The organism is Coprococcus sp. HCN-4056 (genome assembly GCF_037892645.1).
Lineage (GTDB): Bacteria > Bacillota > Clostridia > Lachnospirales > Lachnospiraceae > Coprococcus > Coprococcus ammoniilyticus.
Genome location: NZ_JBBKBL010000003.1, coordinates 226,044 through 245,461 on the forward strand (window position 1 = coordinate 226,044; position 19,418 = coordinate 245,461).

Annotated in this window: 12 protein-coding genes, 1 tRNA gene and 1 riboswitch; all 13 genes read right to left on the bottom strand. The window is 43.1% G+C overall.

Translation table 11 applies throughout. From position 1 onward, the window contains the following. Positions 1-156: 156 nt before the first annotated feature. Entirely contained in the window at positions 157-5,529 is a 5,373-nt protein-coding gene (locus WKT03_RS06155; protein WP_340391214.1) for a glycoside hydrolase family 9 protein, read from the bottom strand. A gap of 602 nt (positions 5,530-6,131) precedes the next feature. Next, positions 6,132-7,100, bottom strand: coding sequence for a 3D domain-containing protein (locus WKT03_RS06160; protein ID WP_243100470.1), 969 nt, complete (start codon positions 7,098-7,100; stop codon positions 6,132-6,134). A 437-nt stretch (positions 7,101-7,537) separates the two neighbouring features. After that, positions 7,538-8,515, bottom strand: a complete 978-nt coding sequence (gene dusB, locus WKT03_RS06165) for a tRNA dihydrouridine synthase DusB (protein WP_340391215.1) — start codon at positions 8,513-8,515, stop codon at positions 7,538-7,540. Between the two features lie 8 nt (positions 8,516-8,523). Continuing rightward, positions 8,524-9,297 (bottom strand): type III pantothenate kinase, encoded by a 774-nt coding sequence (locus WKT03_RS06170; protein ID WP_021944847.1) that lies wholly within the window; start codon positions 9,295-9,297, stop codon positions 8,524-8,526. Positions 9,298-9,306: 9 nt separating this feature from the next. After that, the gene (locus tag WKT03_RS06175; protein ID WP_008401359.1) at positions 9,307-9,633 is read right to left on the bottom strand and encodes a DUF6145 family protein; all 327 of its coding nucleotides are present in this window, start codon (positions 9,631-9,633) and stop codon (positions 9,307-9,309) included. Positions 9,634-9,641: 8 nt separating this feature from the next. Continuing rightward, complete coding sequence (dapB, locus tag WKT03_RS06180) at positions 9,642-10,397, bottom strand: 4-hydroxy-tetrahydrodipicolinate reductase (protein WP_021944846.1); 756 nt, start codon at positions 10,395-10,397, stop codon at positions 9,642-9,644. A gap of 226 nt (positions 10,398-10,623) precedes the next feature. Next, on the bottom strand, positions 10,624-11,508 hold the full coding sequence (gene dapA / locus WKT03_RS06185) for a 4-hydroxy-tetrahydrodipicolinate synthase (RefSeq protein ID WP_021944845.1): 885 nt from the start codon (positions 11,506-11,508) through the stop codon (positions 10,624-10,626). Between the two features lie 117 nt (positions 11,509-11,625). Then, positions 11,626-11,800, bottom strand: a riboswitch (Lysine riboswitch). Positions 11,801-11,907: 107 nt separating this feature from the next. Then, positions 11,908-12,537 (bottom strand): single-stranded DNA-binding protein, encoded by a 630-nt coding sequence (locus tag WKT03_RS06190; RefSeq protein WP_021944844.1) that lies wholly within the window; start codon positions 12,535-12,537, stop codon positions 11,908-11,910. Between the two features lie 107 nt (positions 12,538-12,644). Continuing rightward, positions 12,645-13,445: a 23S rRNA (guanosine(2251)-2'-O)-methyltransferase RlmB gene (gene rlmB / locus WKT03_RS06195; protein ID WP_118675115.1), complete on the bottom strand. Its 801-nt coding sequence runs from the start codon at positions 13,443-13,445 to the stop codon at positions 12,645-12,647. An 83-nt stretch (positions 13,446-13,528) separates the two neighbouring features. Next, positions 13,529-17,080, bottom strand: coding sequence for a DNA polymerase III subunit alpha (locus WKT03_RS06200; RefSeq protein ID WP_118674931.1), 3,552 nt, complete (start codon positions 17,078-17,080; stop codon positions 13,529-13,531). A gap of 82 nt (positions 17,081-17,162) precedes the next feature. Further along, positions 17,163-17,717, bottom strand: a complete 555-nt coding sequence (locus WKT03_RS06205; protein WP_117785204.1) for a DUF5662 family protein — start codon at positions 17,715-17,717, stop codon at positions 17,163-17,165. 270 nt (positions 17,718-17,987) lie between these two features. Continuing rightward, a tRNA-Thr gene (locus WKT03_RS06210) sits at positions 17,988-18,060 on the bottom strand. A 5-nt stretch (positions 18,061-18,065) separates the two neighbouring features. Next, the gene (locus WKT03_RS06215; protein ID WP_226801065.1) at positions 18,066-19,346 is read right to left on the bottom strand and encodes a DUF4143 domain-containing protein; all 1,281 of its coding nucleotides are present in this window, start codon (positions 19,344-19,346) and stop codon (positions 18,066-18,068) included. Between the last annotated feature and the right edge of the window lie 72 nt (positions 19,347-19,418).

The window sequence follows — 19,418 nt, forward strand, 5'->3', positions numbered from 1 at the left end:
CTGAAATCAACCTGCAAGCGTCCACATTATAGCATACCCATTTTCAAAACACAAGATGGCGGAAGCATCTCTCAAATCTGTTTTTTATATTTTATAGAATTGATCGATCTTCCGCCATCTGTATTGTCTTCTTCCATCTGTTACAAATAGAATAAATTATTTTACCTTAATGGTGATGGTTGCTTTCTTACCACTTCCATCTTTTGCTTTTGCTGTGATCTTAACCGTTCCCTTCTTCTTTCCGGTTACCTTACCCTTAGCTGTTACCTTTGCAACCTTCGGATTGCTGGAGGTCCATGTCACTTCTTTACTGATTCCCTTTGTCGGAGTCAGCTTTGCTTTTAAGGTTATAGACTGTTTCTTCTTGATCGTTACTTTCTTTACTGCCTTTTTCTTCGATGTGATCGTAACCTTCTTAACTGCCTTTTTCATAACCTTAACCGTATAGGTTGCTTTCACCTTGCTGTTGCCAACCGCTGTTACTGTTACCTTGATCGTCTTTCCCTTAGCAGCTTTCTTCACTGTCAGCACACCCTTGCTGTTAATAGATGCATATTTCTTATCCGATTTACAGATCGTCCATTTTACCTTCTTATTTGTCGCTTTCTTAGGTGTAACGGTTGCTTTCAAAGTCAGCTTCTTTCCCGGAGCGATTTTTTTAGTTGCTGCCTGGATCTTGACCTTTGCCGGTTTGACCGTCTTCTTTGGTGCTTCTGTTGTTGGTTCATCGGTCGTCGGCTTTTCGGTCGTCGGTTTCTCGGTTGTCGGCTTTTCCGGATTCGGTGTTGGTGTCGGTGTTACTGTTTCTTTCTTTACCGTAACGGTGCAGGAGCCTGTAACACCACTTCCGTCCTTCGCAGTTACCGTAATAACCGCAGTTCCGGCACTTACGCCCTTCACTTCACCGGTCTGCGATACACTTGCCACTTTCTCGTTGCTGCTCTTCCAGTCAAATGTCTTCCGTGTTGCATTTGCCGGTATAACGGCCGCTACTGCGATCCGTTCTGTATCACCAATATTTAATACCACGCTGGTCTTGTTTAACGTGATCTTCTCGATCAGGATTGTATCCGGGATCTCATCTCCATTTTCATCCTTTGGTTTCGATGAAAAGATATCCTTTGAACCTGAAGAGGATGCTACTGTATTGTCTCCAACCAGAATAATATTGTCTGATTTGATCGGTGGTTTCTTCGTAACCTGATCTGCTCCGACCGTTACCTTGGAATCCTCGATCCGTACAGTATCTGCTTTGATCGCCGTTCCTGTCTCATCTGTTCCTGCAGCAAGCTCTGCATCCCGGATCAGAACTGTACCACCTGCTGAGATACCATCATCAACCGATACCTTTCCGCCTTTGATCGTTATATCTCCTGCTGCAGATATCTTACCGGATACTGTAAGGGATCCATTTCCACTGATCACAAGTCCGCCATCCGTCTCGACATTACCTGCGATCGTTACCGTTCCTTTTCTTATGATCTCCGTCTTACCATCTGCATTTCCGATGATTGCAACGGCTCCAACCTCCGCCTGATCCAATGTGATCTTTGTTGCTCTACCTGCCTTAATAACAAGCTCCTTATTCTTTCCTGTAATCACATAGTCCCTGCCATCTTCCGTAAGTGTGAGAACCGGTTCCGTATAGCTGACTGTTGTTCTGCCATCATCTGTCCGTAATGCATCCTGATATTCTTTGTCCGCAATCTTTGCTATATCGATCGTATTTGGATCCTGAACAAGTGTATATACCGTAAGCAATTCCACTGTTTTTCCTGCATATGCAGTTGCAGTTTCTGCATAGCTGCCTGAAACTGTATACTTTGTAAAGCTTCGTAATCCGGCAAATTCAATTGTCTCTCCATTGGAAGCTGCCCGCTTCCACGTTGTTCCATCCACTGAATACCGGACACCCGCCTGACCGGAGATCCGGATCGTATCCTTTGTTCTTGCAAGAAGTGTCACAGCATCCGGAACTACTGTCTGTTCTGCCTTTCGTACTTTTACAGAAACCATCTTTTTATAAACAGCATCTTCATCAGAGTCCTCGATCTGATACTGTTTTTTGCTTGTATCACTCCATGTAAATACAACCTCATACTGATTGATACCATTTGCTACTTCCTGTTCGCCCATTGTTACATCCGGGGTGCTCCATGCAAATGTTCCATACTCGGTTGAACCGCCTGCAAAAGTAGAATCAGAAAGCTTCTGTCCATATACCAGCTCGGAAGCCTCCGGGAACGTGATAGCCGGAAGTCCTGCTCTGCTGACTGTTACCGTCACATTCTGTGTGATCGTTCCTGCTGCTGCATCATACCCTGTGATCTGATCAAATGCATAATTCTTCTTTGCATCGGAACGAAGGGTTAATACCACCTGTCCCTGATACGTTCCTCGTTCCGGTTTCGCTGCTGCATCTGCCCATACAAATGTTCCATAGGTCTCATCTCCACCAGATAACTTCGACTCGGAAAGTGTCTGACCGGTTACGATCATTCCTGCTGTCGGGAATGTAATACCCGTTACCGGACATTTCTCAACCGTTGCAGATACCGGAATCTGATAGGACTGTCCGTTATCTGCCTCTATCAACAGATTATCACTGTAAGAGCCTGTATCCTTACCTGTCTTTAATGCCACAACCACAGTTGTCTTATCTGACGCTGCAACCTTTATGGATGTATCACCGGATATTTCAAATGGACTGTCTGTGTTTTTTTCTAACTGTATCTTTACAGATCCTGTATCATTTCCCTTATTCTCTAATACCAGTGACGCTGTCGATCCTGCTTCATATCCATAAATAACAGGAGCACAGGTTAAAGCTGTCTGATCTATAACAAATTCTGCCTTTGGTGCAGCCTTTACTGTCACCCTGCAGCTTGCTGTGAGATTTGTTCCATCTGTCGTTGTAGCTGTCACAGTTGTCTCACCTGCTCCGACCGCAGTTACCTTTCCTGTTTCCGAAACAGTCGCTACCTTCTCGTTTTCAGATTTCCATGTCACCTTCTGTTCTGCAGTCTTTGGAGTAACCGTTGCGCGGATCGTAGTATCAAGTCCTTCTGTTAATTCAACGATCAGGCTATCCAGTTTGATGGCTGTTGCCTTTACTTCTTCCTCTGTATCATCACCGGAATTTGTTCCATAATAAGTCTTCACGCCTACAGCAGCAAGTTCTGCCGCAGAGGCTGTCTTTGTACTATAATTCGTTGCATTCTTCCTTGCATAAGATAACTTTACTGTCTTATCATTCTTGTGAACCAGATAAAGTCCTGCTGCCGCACCAACCAGTCCGGCATTATAATCAAGTGCTACTTCATTGCAATAATAATCTCCCTGATCATCTTTATAGGTTCCATCCGCCCCGGGTCCTCCTACCAATGCTCCAAGCAGCGTATAATGATCACTATTTATGATCTTCGAATCTGTCGATCTGGATGCCGCTCTGTGATGCGGATATTTACTGGAGTTCTCGTTATAGCCTACGATATAGCATCGTTTATTCGGATTATCTCCTAACATATAGTTCATCTGACTGGTTGCCCAGTCTGCATATGTTGTTTTTCCTGTCAGCTTATCATATACCAGACCGGTAAACTGCTCTGCTGCACTGTATCTGCAGGAGCCCCAGTCACTAACACAGTTAAATACTCCATCGATGGCACTCTTGCCTTTGCATACATCTGTAATGCTTGCAATCTTTGCAGTATCCTTCTGCAGCATGCATGCCAGTGCTCCGGTATTTGCCCAGTCGATCACCCAGTACTGATTCACACCATTACCGGAATTATCTTTGTATGTATTATAAACTGAATTATAAGAGGTATTGCCTGTAGCAACAGCAAGCGCACTTGCTGCAAGTGCATAGTCATCACCATATGACGTAGACGCATAAAATGATGATGCGCCCTCGGTTGCACATGCTTTATTATTTTTCTCTACAAATGTAAAGAGATCCTTTGCTGTCTTTAAATCCTCATTATTTCCAAAGTTAATATAGTTCAATGCCAGCGCTGCGATCGCAACACTCACTTCATCTGTAGCCGGATTGCTCGCATCTGCAAAGAATGCCGGACGACTGATCGTCTGTCCCTCCGGTGCTGTCCATACACCATGATCTGTATTACCGTCACCTACCTGATAACAGAATGCGATAACCTGATCTCCCTCATACACTGTACACCGCTTAAAGTAATCGCAGAAATAATCCGTGATCTTCTTCAGATGTTCCTTCTGACCAAGCTCGTCAAATGCATCCTTGAACTGATAATAGCTCATTCCAAGCATAGATGCTGCATATCCCTGTGGAAGTCCGAATTTCACATGATCGCCTGCATCATGGAAACCACCGGAAGCATCTACATTGTAGGTTTTTCCATTCTTTGTATATGTTACATTTTTATCATAGGTATGGCAGTTTCCACGCCAGGAAAGTGCACAGGTGTCTTCCAGATAACCACACATATTTGCGTCATAGAAATACAGACTTTCCTGCAATGCCTTTGCATAGTTGAATTCTACATCCAGATCTTTATTCGTTGTGGTATCACCGGATGAGGTTCCACCGGAACCGCCGGAACCGCCTGTATTATCATTCGTATCCCCTTTGGAATAATCCACAGAGGATGAAGTGCCTTTGTTATAATAAACTCCCTTCACCTGAATACTGGATGCCTCTACATATTTTGACGAGAAACCGCCACCCGGAATGTCATTTTTCATTGTTCCTGCTGCAAGAACTGCATTTGCACCACTCTTCATCGGATACATATAGATCGTATCACCATCTGCTACAAAAGTCGCATTCCAACACTTAAATGCCGAAGCCGTACCGGATGGTACCTGCAGCACTACGATCCAGTCACAGATTGATGCTCCCGTATTATTGTTGATCGCCATTTCAAAGCCTGACCAGTCATTGCTTGGTGTTCCCTGATTCTTCACAGTTGCTGTCACACCTGATGAATACTCTCTCTCTGTTCCAAAATCAGAAGAATCGGAACCGCTGCCGGAATCTCCACCTGAACTGCTGCCTGAGTTTACCAGAACCGCCTCTTTAATCTTGTATGTAATACTTGTTACATTTTCAAACTGAAAACCGAAATTATATAACTGACCGGATTTGCTATAGAATTGTGTCAGGTCCAGTTCTACGGTCTGAGTGCCGGAGCCTGCATTCACATTGATCCATTCACCCTTCCATGTTCCTTTCGCATTTACAAATGCCTGTCCGCCAATATTTCCCGTTCCATTGACTGATGATACCTCGAAGCTGACACGAAGCTTGGTAAGCCCCGCACTCTTAAGCTCCGACAGATCGCTGTATCCGCCATTTCCAAGATCAAGGCTGACCTGATTATCCACATTTCCACTTGCTGTCACCTGATCCGTACTGTAAGACAGCGCAATCGTCTCCCCCGCTGCCTCTGTCTTGTCTGAAGGAATCACTACAAGGCTTACTGCCATTGCAAATGACAGCATCCATGCTATGACCCTTGTAACCCATTTGTCCCTTTGTCTGCTCATACCTTCTCCTTCCTTTTTCTCAAAAGCCGTTCCAGCAATACCATCCCCTCATGCCATGATCTCACTGAAACAATCCTTCTTATTCGCAGTTAAACTAATTATACCAATAACTACCGGATCCCACAATGAAAATCCACTATCCATCCTTACAAATATTACTGGGTATTTTGTTCATTTTAATCTGATCTTATTCTATAAACAGACATAAGGTCCTGACTGCCGGACTACTCATATAATAAACAATGACATCTCATCTGTCGGCTCGATGAACATCGGTCGTCATATAGGAATTTATGCAAGTACAATTTCTGCATGATATGTATAACAGATAAAGCCCATATGTAGTAACAGTCTTCTATGATCGGGAATGACATTCATGTAGTTTCGTAATGAGATACACTCTAGCTGTCAGCACCAAGCCCTTGTCCGAACCCATAGGGTGAGTTAGGGCGACTGCTGACAAATAGGCGAGTGTATCGAATAGAAACGAAATGGGTCATAACCGATCATAGAAAGCTGTTACCATACATGGGCTTTATCGTTGCCACACAACAAGAAAGGACAGAACCCAAAGGGTTCTGTCCTGCTCTGTCTGTACTGAATTATTTGACATATACGTCAACAGTTCTTCTTCCGTAGTTTAAAGCTGCCTGATGGCTTGAGAAGAAAATATCGATTCTGTTGCCACGAATTGCACCACCTCTGTCCTCTACGACATATGTGTGACCATCAATGATAAGTTCTGTACCAAACGCAAAATTACTTGGTGCCGCAATGGTTCTTCCTTCTGTAGCATATGTACCGCTGGCTGTAATTCCATCGGACTTACCACAACAGTATGAACATCCGCAGTAAGCTGTTGTTGTGAATGTACCAAGATAAGTTCCCGGCTGATAGCTGTCATCTTCTACAAGAATTGCACCTGCTGTTGCTTCCTCTGTAGCTTCTGTTGCTTCGATTCCTGTCTGCTGCTTTTTATCTGTAGCTTCTGTTGTATTCTTCTTTGATTTCTTACCGTTTGACTTTGCTAATTCTGTTTCTTCTGTAGTTGTTACTTCTGTGTCCTCTGTTGTTACCAGCTCGGTTGTAATATCTTCTGCAGTGATATCTGCGGAGGATGCTTCCTCTGTTGGTTCTTCAGCAGTCTCTTCTGTAACATCCTCTACGAGGTTTGCGCTTGTTGTATCTTCCTTCTCAGCAAAAGCAAGCTCTGCTTCTGTAGCTATTGTGGCATCCTCTGTCGGTACTTCTTCTTTCTTTGCCAATGCAACTGCTTCTGTTACTTTTCCGGTCTTCTCAATCTTAGCTGATAACTCAGCGTCCTTGATTGACTTCTGTAAATCTGTGTATTCAATCTTAGAATATTCAACCTTAGTATCTTCAATTGCTGTAGATTCAAGCTGGGATACAGCTATCATTTTTGCATCGGAATGGAGTTTTGATTCATCGGATGCAAATGCGATCACAGATGCAACTCCAAGGGAAGTGGATACTACAGCAATACCTGCTCTTTTCAGATATTTCTTAAGATTCTCAGAAAACATCTGGCTGGAGCTTGAAAATTTCTTCATAATATTCTCTCCTTAATTTCTTTTCGGTTTCGAAATTGTTACAAAAAGATTAACTCTTGTTTGTATCGTTATTATAATGCCTGACAATCAAAAGGTCAAGCAAACCAGCTATTTTTATTAATTATGTCGTGGCTACAAAATCTATTATCATTATTTTATGGTATTTATAACCAATTTACATATTAATCATTTGTGCATATTATACATTTTAACATCTTAACAATTATGCAACAACTTAGCACATTGGACACTTCCACGAAGGGAATTTCTTAATTTTTAGTATCAAAACTGCAATTTTTCTTAAAAAAACAGAAACAATTCAGAAATATATACGCATATAGCTGTAAATATTTCGAAATCATCTCTGTTTTTCGCAATATCCGCTGGATATATTTTAAAATATTTTCAAAACTGTATCAGAAATGCATCTAAAATTATTACATATCCTCTTTTGCACCTGCTTCAAACAGGGAGCCATCGGTCCATGCATCAAGCAGTTCCACCATCTCGTCATAGCTCTCTACCTGATTGATCAGATTCCGAAGTCTGGAAGAATCATACATACCTGCCGAATACCATGCCACATGCTTCCGCATCTCATGGATTCCTGTAAATTCCCCTTTAAAATCAATCATCAGTCTGGCATGGCGGAGCATCGTCTCCTTCACCTGCTGCTTATCCGGTCTTGCCGGAATCTCTCCGGTCTCAAAGTATGTCTTTAATTCATGGAAGATCCATGGGTTGCCGCGCGCACCTCTTCCGATCATAAAGGCATCACAATTTGTCTGTTCCTTCATCCGGATCACATCCTCCGGTGTCAGGATATCGCCATTCCCGATCACAGGAATCTTCACAGCCGCTTTCACGTCTGCGATCACGCCCCAGTCTGCATGACCATGATAATACTGTTCTCTGGTCCTGCCATGAACAGCCACAGCAACCGCACCGCATTCCTCTGCTATATGTGCGATTTCCGGCGCATTAATATGCCCGCCGTCAAATCCGCTTCGGATCTTGATCGTAATCGGCAGCTTACACGCTTTTGTCATTGCTGATACGATCTTTCCTATTAGCAACGGATCCTTCATCAGCGCAGACCCCTCGCCGTTATTTACAATCTTTGGAACCGGACATCCCATATTCACATCGACAAATGCAAATCCACAGTCTTCGATCTTCTTCGCCATCTCTGCAAGCAGCTCCGGGTCTGAGCCAAATAACTGCACACCGATCGGATCTTCTTCCGGGGAAACCGCAAGAAGCGGAACTGTATTCTTATTATTATAGTACAAACCCTTTGCACTGATCATTTCCGTGTATAAAATATCGCAGCCCTGTTCCTTCGCCAGCAAACGAAATGGCTGGTCACATACCCCAGCCATTGGTGCTAAAACAAGTTTATTCGTAAAATCCATAAATACTCCTATGCCTGTTTTTGTTTATCCATAATAATTCGAAGACCATACAGTGTCAGATCCGGATCATAGGTATCGATGCAGTCGGTATTCTCATAGATCATCTTACCAAGTCCACCAGTCGCAACAACCTTCATATTATCAAAGCCGGATTCCTTCCGCATACGCTTTACAATGTATTCTGTCTGTCCGATATAGCCAAGACATACACCTGCCTGCATACTGGAGATCGTATCCTTACACAGTACCGTATCCGGCACCTTGATCTCAATTTCCGGCAGCTTCGCTGTTCCGCTCCATAATGCATTTGCACCCAGGCGAATACCCGGTGAAGTTACACCTGCTATAAATGAACCATCTCCATTTACCAGATCATATGTGGTTGCAGTTCCAAAATCGATCACCAGCACAGGTCCGCCATACATATGGTACGCTGCTACCGCATCTACGATACGGTCTGCACCAAGCTGTCTTGGATTTGGAATCGTAATATTAATACCTGTTTTTACCCCAGGCTCCACGATCAGAGGATCTAACTTAAAATATTTTCTTATTCCATTTGTCAGGGAATGCATCACATTTGGTACTACAGATGCAATAATAACTTCATCAATTACATCTAACGGAAGATTTCTCATTCGAAGCAATTCTCCCAAAAATACACCAAACTCATCTGAAGTTCTCGATATTCCCGTCGTCATACGGAATGTCTTCTCTAACTTTTCTCCGTCAAATAATCCCATCGTGATATTCGTATTTCCTACATCAATTGCAAATAGCATCTCTCACCTCTAATAGTCTTCCAGATAAAATACCTTATAAAACAATTCCAGACTGGAAAACAACTGCTGCTTGTCCTTCTGTAACTGCTTGATCTTCAACTCACATCCGATCTCATCATATAACAAATCCTCATCAAATGCTTCTGTTACAAGATTCAGGCTTCCCTCCTGGTCAAATTCAAGCCTCAGTATACCACCTACATCCTCTGTAAACAATACACACATGATTTTTAATTCTTTTTTTATTTCTTCCGGAAGTCCTTTAAACTCCTCATTCAGATAAAATTTCTGTTCGTACTTCGAACTAGCACATAATACAACCTTTTCTGGTTTCATTGTTTCTCCTATCCTATCACATCTGCCATATCATACATGCCTGCCGGTTTTCCTGCCAGGAATTTTGCGGCTTCTACTGCGCCCTTTGCAAATACTGACTTGGAATATGCTGTATGCTTGAACTCGATCACTTCATCGATTCCCGCAAAGATGACCTCATGTTCTCCAACAATCGTTCCGCCACGAACGGCTGAGATACCAAGCTCTTTCTTATCTCTCTTTTTTCTGACCTGACTTCTGTCGTAGACATATTCATATTCTCCGCCTCTTGCTTCATTAATAGAATCCGCAAGTGCTATCGCTGTTCCGGATGGTGCATCTACCTTCTGGTTATGATGCTTCTCAACGATCTCGATATCATAGCCTGCCGGTGCAAATACATTTGCGGCATCCTTTAACAGCTTCATCAAAGTGTTAATTCCAAGTGACATATTGGCTGACTTTAAGATTGCAACCTTTGCACTGCATTCTTTTACCTTTGCAAGCTGTTCATCACTTAAACCGGTTGTACAGAGAACTACCGGGATCTGTTTTTCCACGCTGTAATCAAGAAGTGCATCCACTGCTACTGCTGCTGCAAAGTCAACGATTACATCTGCCGCCACATCACACTTTTTAATATCTGTAAATACCGGATATCCGTTATCTCTGTTATCTGCGATATCAATGCCTGCAACGATCTGTGCATTCGGATCATCCGCTACAAGTCCTGTGATCACCTGTCCCATCTTACCATTACATCCATGCATTATAATTCGAACCATTTTCTTTTCCTCCATTTATCCTGTGTTTTTCTCATTCTGCCGTAGCAGCCGCCAAATCTCTCATGCAGACATGAGCTTTGGCTGAGCACCCGCAAACTAAACAAAAATCCCGCAGAACCTGCGGGATTTTATATACTACAGACAGATTCCTGTATCCCTTCTGTCCATCTTTGTTTATATCATACAGCCTAATCCTCTACCGGATCATCTGTATTTTCTTTTTATTCTAAAGTAAGCCGTACGCTGTCATTGCGGCCTTTAACTTCTCTACATGTGCAGGCTCCATCTCTGTTAATGGCATTCTCATTGTTCCGCCGCATAAGCCCATAAGCTCAACTGCTTTCTTAACAGGAATTGGATTTACTTCACAGAACAATGCCTCACACAAATCGATCGTCTTTAACTGGATATCAAGACTTCCCTTTACATCGCCGTCCATGAATTTCTTAACCATATCATGTACATCTCTTGGAGCAATATTTGCTGTTACAGAGATAACACCCTTTCCACCTAATGACAGGAGTGGTACTACCTGATCATCGTTACCGGAATAAATATCGATACAGCCATCTGCCAGTTTTGCAAGCTTAACTACCTGTGCGATATTACCGGACGCTTCCTTGATACCTACGATATTTGGTACAGTCTTTGCAAGTGTAACTGCTGTCTCCGGCTGAATGTTACATCCTGTACGGGATGGTACATTGTATAAGATAATTGGAATCTTTACAGAATTCGCAATAGCTGTAAAGTGTGCGATCAGACCATTCTGGGTTGCCTTGTTGTAATATGGTGTTACTAACAGTAATCCATCTACGCCATAGCTCTCTGCCTCTGTAGAAAGGTAAATAGCTGTTCCTGTACAATTAGAACCTGCACCTGCGATAACAGGGATTCTGTGATCTACATATTCTACACATGCCTTTATACATGCGAGATGTTCTTCATGTGATAATGTAGATGCTTCACCTGTTGTTCCACATACGATAATGGCATCTGTACCATTTGCAATATGGAATTCAACAAGTTCCTTCATCTTATCGAAATCAACCTCGCCATTCTCCTTAAATGGTGTTACTAACGCTACACCTGAACCTTCAAAAATTGACATAAATTTTTCCTCCTTAAAATCTAAAACCTGTAAATCCTCGTGGAATCAATTTTACTTCTTCTATACAGTATAAAAGGCCGGCACGCGAGCGCCGACCTTTAGAAATAATATACTTTCTGAAAAAGTAGCCCTCCATCTGTGACGATGACAGTCATACAGTTATTCGCTGCACAACCAGGTTACAGCCCTATGGATAACTGCTTCCTTCGGCGGTATCCCCTTTCAACACATATCATCTACCTCCATATATATCCATATATTTACTGATAAATACCGCGCCTCTACTGAATTTTCTTTTTTCCATTAGATAAAATTACTATATCATTCCTGTCTGTTTCTGTCAATATGTAACAACTTCTTTTCCCTGCCTGTTCATTGCTTTACCGTCCCTTTGCCATGCTACTCCAGACATTCCATTTTGCTGACAGATACCTCATAAGCCGTCTTGCTGATGATCTGGTCATTCCCGATCCGTTTCTGATATTCCCGGCTCTGGATCCTGCCCCAGACCGCAACATGCTCCCCTACCTTCAGCTTCCCTGCAAATCTTGCATTTCTGCCCCAGCAGATACATGGAATATAGTCACTCTTGCCATATGCCCGGTTAACTGCAAGCAGAATATCTGCAATCTCTCTTCCAAGTGGTGTCATACGGTACACCGGCTCCTTGCAGATATAACCATCCAGATAAATCTGATTTGGTTTGTTTTCCGCTTCGCCCTCCTCATCATCCAGTACCGATATCTCCCTGACAAATACCGATAAGATCAGACGGTTTCTCGTCTCCTCATGTTTGTTATAAGAACGGAACTGTCCTCTTGCAACCACCTTTTCCCCAATATGGGAATTTTCTACATCAAATAACCGGTCAGATACCATAAGTGGTATTACGTCATAGGTATCACTCAGTCTGGCAACAACAAGATCCACCATATAAAATCCCTCTCCGAAGATCTCATGACTGAACGTAAAGTCTGACGCGATCTCCCCCGCTACGATCACCTGGTTATTGTTTAATGTTTTTTCCATGCTTTTTCTCCCTTCTGGTATATCCCTTCGAATGTATACCATAAAATATATTCTTATATACCAGAAGATATGCTGCCTTTTTTTGTCTTGTTTTGTCTATTATCCGATCATTTTCGCTGCCTGTATGCTTCATATGCAAGAAGTGTCGCTGAAATTGCAGCATTTAAGGATTCCACCTGACCCGCCATCGGAATACGGATCAGGCGGTCAGCCTTTGCAGAAAGTTCATAGGTCAGACCGTTTCCTTCATTTCCGATCAGGAATGCATTGTTCTTTTCAAGTTTTCCCGCGTACAGATCCTGTCCGTCCAGATGCGCCCCATAGACAACAATTCCATGTTCCTTTAACCGGTCAACCGTACCCATGAGATCATCCACATAGACAAATGGCACCCGGAAGATCGTTCCCATTGTAGATCGTACCACCTTAGGATTGTATATATCACAGGAATCCCCTCCAATGATAATACCTGTAACGTCAGCAGCCTCTGCTGTCCGCACGATCGTACCCAGATTACCGGGATCCTGTATGGATTCCAGCACCAAAAAAGTGTTTCCACCCTCATGTTTAGCCATCGCAGAAATCAAATCATCCATCGTGTAATGATATCTATCCACGACAGCAAGAAGTCCCTGCGGGGTTTTCGTCTGTGACATCGACTGAAACACACTGTCTGATACAACAACCAGTCGTCCGTCCTGTTCTGTGATCCCTTTTACAGAAAGCTCCGCTTCATATTTTCTATATGCCGTTTCCGATACAAACACCTGCTTTACCCGGTCAACCGGAAGTTCCCGGAACATACGGCTTCCTTCTACTATAAATACCTGTTCTTCTTTGCGGAATGCCGCATTTTTATTTAACTTGTTGATATTCTTTATCTTAGGATTTGAATTTGCAGTAATGATCTCCATACCTGCATCCTCCTGTCATTTTCTTTTCCAGCAATCCTTCAGGATCTGCCATGTAAGCAATCCAGACACGAACGCTGCTATTTCTTCTTATTCGGACGAACGGTTACACGGCTGACACCATATTCCAGCTTCAGCCGGTCTACGATACCGGAAGCTCCGTCTACCATAAAGCCCCTTCCCATATTCTTGTATTGCTTTTCCTGTTTGATGAATATATATACCGGACAGTTTCCTTTATATTCTTCCAGGATTGACAGGAACTCTTTCTCCAGCTCATCATATTCTTTTCTATCATCAAAGCATACCCAGACCTGCAGATCACCCTCTGTAAATTCCGGTTTTCCTGTATTTTCTCTGCGAGGCTTCATCCTGCCACTGTTATTATAACGGCTGAAATCATTTCCTGCCGCCACTTCATCAAAGGTCAGGATCTCTTCCGCGATCAGCTTCGCGTCCTCCTCTGAAACCGTCGCCCGACCCTTTACAAAGATCTTATTATCTGCCGTCAGTTTCTCCCGGTAATCTTCATATTTCTTTGGAAATACAATGATCTCCGTCTGTCCGACCATGTCCTCCAACGTAACAAATGCCATGTTCTGATTGTTCTTTGTCAGCTTCACCGTAACACCTGCTACCATGCCGCCAAGAATACAGATACTCTGATCCGGAACTCTTGCCCGTCCTTCTTCCTCATCGATCATGAAATCCACCGATGAAAATGCCGTTTTCTCACTCATCAGTTTCTCATAATCAAGAAGCGGGTGGCCGGATATATAGATACCAAGCACAGATTTCTCAAGTGCCAGCTTCTCCTGCTCGTCATATTCCTCTACATCCGGGAATTTCGTCTTTGCCGCTTCTGCAAACTCACCGCCAAAAAATTCTGCAAATGACATCTGTCCTGCAGATGAATTTTTCCGCTCTTTATAGACTTCATCGATCATCATCGGATATGCCATCATCATCTGGCGTCTCTTCACACCAAAGCTGTCAAATGCACCTCCAAGGATCAATGCTTCTACCGTCTTCTTATTGGTCTCCTTCGGTGTCATACGAACCAGAAAGTCCTTCATGTCTTTATACGGTCCATTTGCCTCCCGTTCTTCTACAATCCGGTCTACTACTGCACTTCCGACACTCTTGATCCCTGACATACCATATCGTATCGCACCCTTGGCTGCTGAGAAGCCGCTGTAGCCTTCATTGATATCCGGCGGCAGGATCTGGATTCCCATCTGGCGGCAGGACTGAATATAACCCGCCACCTTGGAACTGTTATCCTTTACTGATGACATCAGCGCCGCCATAAATTCAACCGGATAATAGCATTTTAAAAATGCTGTCTGATAGGCAACAACCGCATATGCTGCTGCATGAGATTTGTTAAATGCATATTTTGCAAAATCCGTCATATCATCGAAGATTTTATTTGCAGTTGCCTCCGGGATGCCTCTGGCGATACAGCCCGGCACTCCTAATTCTTCATTTCCATATACGAAATACTGGCGTTCCTTCGCCATGACATCTGCTTTCTTCTTTGACATGGCACGGCGCACCAGATCGCTTCGTCCTAATGTATATCCGGCAAGCTTCATAACGATCTGCATAACCTGCTCCTGATATACAATACAGCCATAGGTTGGTTCCAGGATCTCCTGAAGCTCCGGCACGTCATAGGTAATCTTCTCCGGATGTTCCTTACCATTGATATAGTTTGGAATAAAATCCATAGGTCCCGGGCGGTACAGAGAGATTCCGGCTATGACATCTTCCAGACTCTGAGGCTTTAACTCCTTCATGAAGTTCTTCATACCGGAACTTTCAAGCTGGAAGATACCCTCTGTCTTACCTGACGTAATCAACTCAAATACCTTTTTATCATCATAATCGATATGATCGATATCAATATCAACTCCGGTCTCCTGCTTTATAAACTTTACTGCATCCTGAATAACGGTCAGAGTACGAAGTCCAAGAAAGTCCATTTTCAGAAGTCCTAATCGCTCGATCGTTGTCATTGTAAACTGGGTGATGATCGAATCATCACCGCCTCTTGCAAGCGGTACATATTCATCGATAGAATCTCTGCCGATCACAACACCGGCCGCATGCATACCGGTATTTCTTGGAAGTCCCTCTAACTTTCTTGCCATATCGATCAACTGTTTGACATCTGCATTTTCCTCATACATCTCTTTCAGATCCTTGCTGACCTTCAGAGCTGTGTCAATATTCATGCCGATCTCCATCGGGATCGTCTTTGCTACCGCATCACAAAGTGCATATGGGAGATCCAGCGCGCGACCAACATCACGGATAACATTTCGTGCCGCCATCGTCTGGAAGGTTACGATCTGTACGACCTTTTCTTTTCCATATTTACGGACAACATAATCGATAACTTCCTGCCTTCTCTCGTAACAAAAATCCACGTCGATATCAGGCATGGATACACGCTCCGGGTTCAGAAATCGTTCAAACAGTAAGTTATAACGGATTGGGTCAATATTTGTGATCTCAAGGCAATAGGCTACGATACTGCCTGCCGCAGATCCACGACCGGGTCCGACAGCAATCCCATGATCCTTTGCATATCTTATAAAGTCCGATACGATCAGAAAATAATCTACATATCCCATTTTCTTGATCGTATTGATCTCATAGGTCAGACGCTCCATCAACTCCGGTGTTACCGGGTTATAACGCTTCCTGATTCCCTCCATACAGAGCTTTTCCAGATACTCCTCGGCCGTCAGTCCATCCGGCACATCAAATTCCGGCACCTTCTGCTCGCCAAATACGATCTCTACATTACAACGGTCTGCAATCTTCTGTGTATTTGCAAGAGCCTCCTTCGCATAAGGGAAAAGCTCATACATTTCTTCTTTGGATTTCAGATAATACTGTCCACCTGTATAGCGCATACGATCTTCTTCATGTACCTTCCGGTTTGTCTGGATACACAGAAGGATATCGTGTGCCTCCCAGTCCTCAGCAAGGATATAGTGAGAATCATTCGTTACGACCATCGGGATACCCAGCTCTTTGGACAACCGCATAACACCTGCATTTACCGTCGCCTGCTCTGCCAGCCCATGATCCTGCATCTCAAGGAAATAATTGTTTTCTCCAAATATCTTCAAATGACGGAGTGCTGCCTCTTTCGCTCCTTCATAGTTGTTCTTTCTTAAATTGACGGCAACCTCACCCGCCAGACAGGCCGAAAGCGCGATAATGCCCTCATGGTATTGTTCCAGCACTTCCATATCTACTCTCGGCTTATAATAAAAGCCCTCTGTAAAACCTCTGGATACGATCTTAGACAGGTTCTTATATCCCTGATTGTTTTCTGCGAGCAGCACCAGATGATAATATCGTTCCTCACCTCTGGTATTCTCACGGTCAAATCGTGACCCCGGACTGACATAGATCTCGCAGCCTATGATCGGCTTGATTCCCTCTGCCCTTGCTGCCTCATAAAAATCAATAACTCCATACATAACGCCATGATCGGTGATCGCAAGTGAATCATACCCCAGTTCCTTCGCACGCTTTACCAGACTCTTGATCTTCGCCGATCCATCCAGCAAGCTATATTCTGTATGCACATGTAAATGTGTAAAATCCATATTTATCCCTCCGGCTTTTCAGCCTCTCTTCCGTTTGTTTACTTTCTCCAGTCTGACGTTACTGTCAATAACGATCTTATTTCTATTTTTTCTTCGGTCTTTTATTATGCAGTACTTCCCGCCGTATATAGTCAAAGGTATAATCCTCCCCTTTTTCTGCCAGCATCACCAGCAAACTCTCAAGCAATGCATCCGTTTCCGGATGGAGCAGATGATTCTTTCTAGCCTTACCTTTTCTGAAATATTCCAATGGGAAAGAATCGTTATACTTCTCTTTATTATAATTCTTACTTGCTGCAATCCGGTCACAGAACATCTCAACTACATATTTTTCCGGCATTTTACAGCCCGCTAACGCACCGGAATGATCTGTGCTATAATCTACCCAATATTCCAGATGATGCTTATTTCTTCCTTTATGATGCAGCCAGGCACTTGTATAGCCTTTATCCTCTCGTTCCGCATCATTCGGGCTTCGGTCTCCCTGATAATACTTCACCCCCACTGAGAACTCCGTCCAAGAGTATTTGGACAGATCATGCAGCAGTCCCTGTTTATATAAGCCTACCCGGAAGCAGTTTTTCATAACCAGCCACTTATGATGGTTGATCGTTTTCAAATGTTTATACCAGTTCATGTTCATGAAACTTTTCATCTCCGATTTTATTCTAAATATTATCCATCTTTTTATTGTATTTCATTTTTTCCTTTTTGCCAACACCCAAGGAAGCAGTTACCTGAGAAAAATTGCGATTATTTTTATCATCCATTAAAAACGGATAATACTTCCGCTTTATTATAATTTAATTTCATAATTCTGCCCCTAAACTACCCCTAAAACCATTTTAAGACATAAAAATACCCCGAATTCCTTGCTTTCTCTTAGGTTTCGGGGTATAAGGTTCAAAGCCGAAAAAGGGACTCGAACCCTCGACCCACGCATTACGAATGCGTTGCTCTACCAACTGAGCTATTTCGGCGTTTGTTAAAAGTTCCAGATGCCGTATAGCGGAACATTTAAAAGTCCGTTATTCATATACATGTCATCTGTTGAAATTCTGATAGACGTTGCATTGTTATATCTCTGCTTGAACACCTTGGAACTCTGTGCTTTCGTATGTGGCTCTGTCTGTACATCAACCGGTACAACCTCACCATCACCTTCATACACAAAATCAACCTTCGCTGTTGCTGATGATATCCAGAAGAACAACCTGCCAATATTCTTATTCGCATATAATTCTTCCATCGCATACTGCTCGGCTATCATGCCATCCATCGTATCAACGATATTGGTCTGATCTATATCATAATAATGAATGCCTGCCATAATCCTTAAAAGGCCATGATCCAAATGATAGATCTCAAAGGACTTTTCATCCACCTGCTCTGCAAGTGGCAATATACCATGTTTTACACGGTACACCTGACGGACAACTCCGATCCGTACAAGATGGTCAACTGACGACTCATACTCTCTGGCTCTCGCCTTTGGATCTACGTATCCGTACATAAACTTTTTATTCTCTTTGGTAAGCTGAACAGGAATACTGTTCCAGATCAGCATCACCTTTGTTAAAAGTTTCTTCGGTGTTACTTTTACTATATATTCGGTCATCTTGTCAAGTGTTTTTTGCAAAATACCGTCAACTTCTTCAAAATTTTCATTTTTGTAATATGCATTTACCGCTTCCGGCATTCCCCCGGTCACTAAAAATGCATCCAGCATCGTATCTACGCTTGCCCGTACCTCCTCCGGCAATCCTTCCAGTCTCTGGTTCTCAATGTACTTCCAGAGCTTTCTGCCTTTTCCTGCCTTTAAAAACTCATCAAAGGTCATCGGCGTTAACTCATACACAAAGAGATCATCCTGGCATTCTGCTTCACCCGGCAACATTCCATTCACTGTTGCAAGCATACAGATTCGCACGCCGCTGCTTACCCTGGCATATTCTACCAGATTCGGAACCGCCATTGTACTAAGCTGTACATTATCAAAAATCAATAACTTTCCCTGAAAGTCATATTTATCCAATGAAGTTGTTAATTTCGCATGTAGTTTCTCCGGCTTTCTCTCCTTTGAAATATACTGACAAAAATCCGGATACTGCTCCAGATCGATAAGAATGTGTTCATCAAAAAAACCTGTAGCAAAATCAAGGGCTGCCCATGTCTTTCCTACAAACTTTCCTCCTCTAATGAGTGCTGCTTTATTTTCTCCAATCTCATACCATGTTGCCAGATTGTTCATGATATTTCTAAACATTTGTACTCACCTCTACGACAAACACATTTGTCATTTCTACATGCTGCTTCAACAGACACTTGCCCGAAGAAT

What these genes read in the sequence shown, in the direction of transcription:
- WKT03_RS06160 (WP_243100470.1), bottom strand. Translation starts at nt 7,100, where the DNA reads ATGAAGAAATTTTCAAGCTCCAGCCAGATGTTTTCTGAGAATCTTAAG.
- WKT03_RS06190 (WP_021944844.1), bottom strand. Translation starts at nt 12,537, where the DNA reads ATGGAAAAAACATTAAACAATAACCAGGTGATCGTAGCGGGGGAGATC.
- dapB (WP_021944846.1), bottom strand. Translation starts at nt 10,397, where the DNA reads ATGGTTCGAATTATAATGCATGGATGTAATGGTAAGATGGGACAGGTG.
- WKT03_RS06205 (WP_117785204.1), bottom strand. Translation starts at nt 17,717, where the DNA reads ATGAACTGGTATAAACATTTGAAAACGATCAACCATCATAAGTGGCTG.
- WKT03_RS06155 (WP_340391214.1), bottom strand. Translation starts at nt 5,529, where the DNA reads ATGAGCAGACAAAGGGACAAATGGGTTACAAGGGTCATAGCATGGATG.
- WKT03_RS06200 (WP_118674931.1), bottom strand. Translation starts at nt 17,080, where the DNA reads ATGGATTTTACACATTTACATGTGCATACAGAATATAGCTTGCTGGAT.
- dapA (WP_021944845.1), bottom strand. Translation starts at nt 11,508, where the DNA reads ATGTCAATTTTTGAAGGTTCAGGTGTAGCGTTAGTAACACCATTTAAG.
- WKT03_RS06170 (WP_021944847.1), bottom strand. Translation starts at nt 9,297, where the DNA reads ATGCTATTTGCAATTGATGTAGGAAATACGAATATCACGATGGGATTA.
- WKT03_RS06175 (WP_008401359.1), bottom strand. Translation starts at nt 9,633, where the DNA reads ATGAAACCAGAAAAGGTTGTATTATGTGCTAGTTCGAAGTACGAACAG.
- WKT03_RS06215 (WP_226801065.1), bottom strand. Translation starts at nt 19,346, where the DNA reads ATGTTTAGAAATATCATGAACAATCTGGCAACATGGTATGAGATTGGA.
- dusB (WP_340391215.1), bottom strand. Translation starts at nt 8,515, where the DNA reads ATGGATTTTACGAATAAACTTGTTTTAGCACCAATGGCTGGGGTATGT.